Origin of the sequence: Microcoleus sp. PH2017_09_SFU_O_A (genome assembly GCF_020738625.1) — a bacterium.
GTDB lineage: Bacteria > Cyanobacteriota > Cyanobacteriia > Cyanobacteriales > Microcoleaceae > Microcoleus.
Map to the genome: position 1 here is coordinate 29,090 of NZ_JAEQCF010000083.1, position 5,374 is coordinate 34,463.

At 43.4% G+C, this 5,374-nt stretch carries 5 protein-coding genes and 1 pseudogene; 4 read left to right on the top strand and 2 right to left on the bottom strand.

The window, feature by feature from the left end; translation table 11 throughout:
* Positions 1–326: 326 nt before the first annotated feature.
* On the bottom strand, positions 327–1,400 hold the full coding sequence (locus JGK16_RS25925; RefSeq protein ID WP_293182205.1) for a radical SAM protein: 1,074 nt from the start codon (positions 1,398–1,400) through the stop codon (positions 327–329).
* 461 nt (positions 1,401–1,861) lie between these two features.
* Between JGK16_RS25925 and JGK16_RS25930 the strand changes: the two genes are divergently transcribed.
* From JGK16_RS25930 to JGK16_RS25945, 4 genes are all read left to right on the top strand, one after another.
* Positions 1,862–2,656 carry an ABC transporter permease gene (locus JGK16_RS25930; protein ID WP_325315485.1) on the top strand — a complete coding sequence of 265 codons (795 nt, stop codon included), beginning with the start codon at positions 1,862–1,864 and terminating at the stop codon, positions 2,654–2,656.
* A 429-nt stretch (positions 2,657–3,085) separates the two neighbouring features.
* The gene (locus JGK16_RS25935; protein WP_293182207.1) at positions 3,086–3,949 is read left to right on the top strand and encodes an aldo/keto reductase; all 864 of its coding nucleotides are present in this window, start codon (positions 3,086–3,088) and stop codon (positions 3,947–3,949) included.
* 170 nt (positions 3,950–4,119) lie between these two features.
* Positions 4,120–4,800 (top strand): GIY-YIG nuclease family protein, encoded by a 681-nt coding sequence (locus tag JGK16_RS25940; RefSeq protein ID WP_293182209.1) that lies wholly within the window; start codon positions 4,120–4,122, stop codon positions 4,798–4,800.
* Between the two features lie 28 nt (positions 4,801–4,828).
* Positions 4,829–5,014, top strand: coding sequence for a hypothetical protein (locus JGK16_RS25945; RefSeq protein ID WP_293182211.1), 186 nt, complete (start codon positions 4,829–4,831; stop codon positions 5,012–5,014).
* Positions 5,015–5,247: 233 nt separating this feature from the next.
* Here the strand turns inward: JGK16_RS25945 and JGK16_RS25950 are convergent.
* Positions 5,248–5,374 (bottom strand): annotated as a pseudogene (locus tag JGK16_RS25950) (IS110 family transposase); the annotation flags it as partial.

Sequence of the window (5,374 nt, forward strand, 5' to 3'; positions counted from 1 at the left end):
CCAGAAACCGGGTTGATTCCCTTATCTCTCGTAATCCACCGAAAATTGTCGGAGAAACCCGGTTTCTCGCCACGCAGCGAGAGAATTAAACGCACCCAATCTCAGAAAACTGTGTAAAAATGGTAGAAAAGGGTGCGTGACAATTCATAGTCCCTGGTATGTATCAGGATTTTTCGCGGTCACACACACTACAACTATAACTCTTTAAAAAATTGAGGACTAAAGTTTTTACTACAAACCTCAAGACAATTCATCAAACAAAAAACCGGGTTTTTTACCAAAACCCGGCTACCATGAACACCAGCAATTTTAACACTGCTCAAACCTCAATTCTTTAATAACTTCATGCCCATTTTCACCTTGTCCAAAATCGTCTTTTGCGACACACAAGTAATCAGACACAACTTGCCACAATTCAAGGTATCACGGCGGACTTCCTGGGCTTTTTCGCCGTACCAAATCTCGCGGGCACTGGTCTCTTTCACATTGCCAATCACCGGATATTCATCGCACAATTTTACATCGCCGCGCGTATCAATCCAGTAATTGCGGAGTCCAACACGACAAGGCCGAGTCGAATCAGGAGCTTTTTGTTCCTGGAAGTGAGGAACCATCAAACGCAATACTTCATCGCTGTTCATAATTGGTGCGCCGTTTTTCTTCATATCTATTAAGCGCTCAATTACCTGTGAAAATTCTTCCCTGTCTTCTTCTTCTACCCACAATTCCGAATAGGTTTCTGGTGTCCAGCGGTTGACTGGTTGGAAGTTCACCGTCGTGGCTCCAATTCCTTTCGCCCAGGTTACAATTTCCTCTAGGTGGCGGAAGTTGAGCCGATTGATAGTTGGTTTGACGTTGATTGGAAACAGGACGTTTTGTTTTTCTTGTTCTTCGCGCAGATAAACGATTCCTTTGGAAAGTCTGTCAAACAATCCGGGTTGACCGCGCAAATAATCGTGCAATTCTGCGTTCGGCCCGTCAACGGACATATTCACATTAAAAGGACGCGCCGCTACAGTTTTCGCTGCATTTTCCCGAGTCATACAATAGCCGTTTGTGGTGACACCGGCGTGGATGCCATTTTTGTTGGCAAATGTCAGCAAGTCTAGAAAACCTTTCTTAATATAAGGTTCGCCACCGCTAAAGTTGATGGAAAATTCGCCGATAAATTCTTTGACACTCAACAGGGCATTTTGCCAATCTTCGATCGTCATTTCGTCTTTATATTCTTTGAGGCGCCAATACTCGCATTGACGGCATTTCACGTTGCAGTGCTCGTTGACAATCCCGTAAAAAGTAACTGGGGTTGTCATGTCTAGCCCTGTATTGATCCGCAGCGATTCGGCTACTGCACTCTTGGTGTGTTTGACGCCCAGTCTGGATAAAGTTAAAGCATCCATGTTTTTGTTCCCTTACGTGTTGTTACTTAAGTCAATGTTATGAAATCGAGCTTGGTAAGTAGGGTTACGTATTTCTCCTTATTCCTCGTTACCTATTCCTCGTGAGTACGTATGCACCATCCTAATCGTCTCTTTGGGATATAGGTAGATGATTTTTAAAATTTTATAATATGAAGTATTGTAACATATTAGTATTTCAAATGTATCAAGCGATTATTTGTGTTTAAAGATGAATCCTGCTTAATAAGTGGCAGAAAGTATCAGCCTGAAATTGACTTAAATCAATAAATTGTAAATCTTACTGAAAATTTGTTAAAAAACTTAATAATTTGGCTCAGTAAAATTACTTAAGTATGCAGTACCAATAACTTAAAGTTATAATGAAATAAGGTGTCCGTACAGCATTTAGCTTCACACAACCTTTAAAATATGAAGGAATTTAAGTATTTCAACGGAAAAAAATGGCGATAAACATGGGACGATATTTGCACGTACTGAAATTGTTCTGGGGTGCAGCGATCGCAGCGGAGCTCGAATACCGGATCAACTTTGTCCTCGCAACCCTCAGCAGCCTCGGAAACCTTGCTGGTAGTTGGTTTGGCCTGTCGCTGTTTTACCGTACTGGCTACAGCTTTTCTGGCTATTCGTGGGAAGAAGCTTTAGTTGTACTCGGCATTTTTACGGTTTTGCAGGGGTTTTCGTCAACTTTTCTGGCGCCCAACCTCAGCCGTATTGTCGATCGAGTCCAGCAAGGTACTCTCGATTTTGTCCTCCTCAAACCCATCAGTTCCCAATTCTGGCTATCTGCAAACACTGTTTCCCCTTGGGGAATCCCGGATTTAATCTTCGGCACCGTATTGCTGCTGTATGCTGCTAATAAATTGGGAGTAGGAATAGGCAACTATTTTTTAACAGCAATACCGTTGTTATTTGGCACTATTACTCTTTACAGTATTTGGTTTATGCTGGGTGCAACCAGCATTTGGTTTGTCAAGATTTATAACGTTACCGAAGTCCTGAGAGGATTGTTAGAAGCGGGTAGATTTCCGATGGCAGCTTATCCCGCAGCTTATCGATTTTTCTTCACTTTTGTAGTGCCCGTTGCCTTCTTGACTACTGTGCCGGCAGAAGCCATGCTGGGCAGAGGTGACATGGTTTGGATCGCAGGGGCGGGAATTTTGGCGATCGGGCTTTTATTTTTCTCCCGGTACTTCTGGCAATTTGCACTCCGCTTTTACACCAGCGCTTCGAGTTGATTCATTCAGTTGACAGTTGACAGTTGACAGCGCTTAAGCTGGAAGGAAGAGGATTGGAGTAATGAATCGTCTTTTTTTGATTTCTCCCGATCGGGGTTCCCGTTTTAAACCAATTATTTGTGGTGAAAAACGAGAGAGGGATCATCTCAGTTTTGCATTTACAGTGCTGTCCCCGCTCGCGTGTTGTACAATACGCGAGCGGGGACAGCACTACAATAAAAAAATGCTTTTTACAAAACTGAGATGATCCCAACGAGAGAAGGTTTGACCAGTCGGGAATAGTACATGAAAATATACAGTTTGAATGCAGTACAGCGGACGGATAAATATTTTTCCCCCTATCTAGTTATATTCTCAAAAAAACAGTAAAATTTCTACATATCCTTGAAATCTAAACTCTCAATCAACTACGCAAACGAGGGCCAACGAATGAAAAGAAAAAAACTGGGCAACAGTAATTTTAATATCAGTGCGATCGGTCTGGGTGGTATGCCTATGTCGTTAAGCGGCCGGCCGCCAGAAGCGGAATCAATTGCGGTAATTCACCGCGCCCTCGATTTGGGCGTTACTCTGATTGACACCGCAGATTCTTATTGCCAAGATGAATCTGACAAACACCACAACGAGCATTTGATTGCCAAAGCTTTGCAAGAGTATACGGGAGATATTCGGGCTGTTACTGTGGCAACGAAAGGTGGTTTAATGCGCCCTCAAGGTGCCTGGACGCGCAACGGTAATCCCCACCATTTACGTCAAGCAATTCACGAAAGTTTTGAAGCTTTGGGAGGCCAAAAGCCGATCGACCTTTGGCAATATCACTCGCCCGATCCAGCCTATACAATCGAAGCAGCCCTAGCACCCGCAAAAGAAGCAGTAGAAGCAGGAATGGTTCGATTTATCGGAGTTTCCAACTTTTCTGTAGAGCAGATCAAACGCGCCCGCGATACAGTAGAAATTGTCTCGGTGCAGAATCAGTACAATCCGTGGCACAGACAGCCGGAATCCGACGGTGTACTGGAATATTGCGAAGCCGAAAAACTGACATTTTTCCCCTGGAGTCCTTTGGGGGGAAGCCGTCGGGCCACTAGCTTGCAAGATATGCCTGCGATCGCCAAATTAGCTGCCGAAAAAAACGTTTCAGTTTACTGTATAGTATTAGCTTGGTTGATGGCAAAATCGCCCTGTGTCGTTCCGATTCCCGGGGCTACAAAATTATCGAGCATTGAGGACTCCGTAAAGGCGATCGAAGTTAAATTGACTGATGAAGAATTGCAACAAATTGCAGCAAGTTAGAAACTTCACTGATAAGCTGTTACGCATTTAAGTTGCATATTTGGGGTGATGCTCTGAGTATCGCCCCACAAGATTTTGATAATTTCTTGATATATAATTTGAATGCAGAGTAGCTTATAATACGACAGATTTAATTAGTAAAATTACCCCTTTGTGAGGAATTGAGTTTTATGGAAGCTAATCAAGTGAATGCCGATCGAGACGTAGCAATTGAACATCAAAACGTACCTGTCGCCCATGAAGGACTGCACAATTTTTTATACAGTTCCGACTCAGAACATAGCGCATCGACTGCTATTTCTGAATTAGAAAATGACGGTACGCAAGTAATGTCGATCGATACTTGGCGGATGATAGCAAGTAATGCGAAAGTTGCCGGTGTTTACGCTGTCACGGACTCTTCTCGCAACACTCAATATGTAGGTTATTCGCGAAACATTCTGCTTTCAATCAACGGTCACATTGCCCAAAACGGCGCGGAAAATTGTGCTTTTGTGCGGGTGCAAACTTTTAAATTCCCAAAACGGGAAGAAATGGAAAGTTTGCGGGATGCTTGGATCGCAGAAATCGGCAGTATTCCGCCTGGAAACGGCGCCCAGAGCGAGATGTGGGCGAGTACGGTGGGTCAAGCAGCGCGATCGGCAATGTCGGCGGCTGAGCAACAAGCTTATGAGGAAAAGAAGCTAAAATTGCGTAAAGCAATGGCAGATTCTACTCTTAGCAAAGAGTTGGAAACAGCGGCTAAAAGTGATGGGGAAGGACACAAGCATCTGGGATCTGTTGTTAATAATGATGATGATTGGAGTGCGGTGATTCAATCGCAAACTCAGGAAACAAAGTCTGAAAAATAATATGCGGTGCTAGATAAAGTTTCGTTTGTTGTCAAGCGAACTGGAAGAACATCAAATGTTTGTAGGTGGCGAGAAACCGGGTTTCTTCGACAAATTTGGGGTAAGTACGAGAAGTATAGGAAGAAACCCGGTTTCTGAGATTATTGTCATCCAATTTTTTGGTTGGGTGGGGGCGGGTTTATTAATATTTGGGATGGTAATTATAGATGGTTGATCAACCCGCTCCTACGGAATTTGGTAATACAACAACCCGCTCCTACGGAATTTGGTAATACAAGAATACATAGAAAATACCAAAATGTGCATCCAATTCTTTGGTTGGGTGGGGGCGGGTTTATTAATATTTGGGATGGTAATTATAGATGGTTGGTTAACCCGCCCCTACGGAATTTGGTAATACAAGAATACATCGAAAATAGCAAGATTGGTAGATACTGTCTTGAGCTGTCAAGGGGTAGCAAGTAAATAATTGGGATCGAAAGGCTTTTGGGACTTTAAAATCCCAAAAGCCAAATGCACCAACTTCCTCATAAGCGCACCAATTACCTGCATTTTGACCTTACCACGACCCAAT

What these genes read in the sequence shown, in the direction of transcription:
- JGK16_RS25925 (WP_293182205.1), bottom strand. Translation starts at nt 1,400, where the DNA reads ATGGATGCTTTAACTTTATCCAGACTGGGCGTCAAACACACCAAGAGT.
- JGK16_RS25930 (WP_325315485.1), top strand. Translation starts at nt 1,862, where the DNA reads ATGGCGATAAACATGGGACGATATTTGCACGTACTGAAATTGTTCTGG.
- JGK16_RS25935 (WP_293182207.1), top strand. Translation starts at nt 3,086, where the DNA reads ATGAAAAGAAAAAAACTGGGCAACAGTAATTTTAATATCAGTGCGATC.
- JGK16_RS25940 (WP_293182209.1), top strand. Translation starts at nt 4,120, where the DNA reads ATGGAAGCTAATCAAGTGAATGCCGATCGAGACGTAGCAATTGAACAT.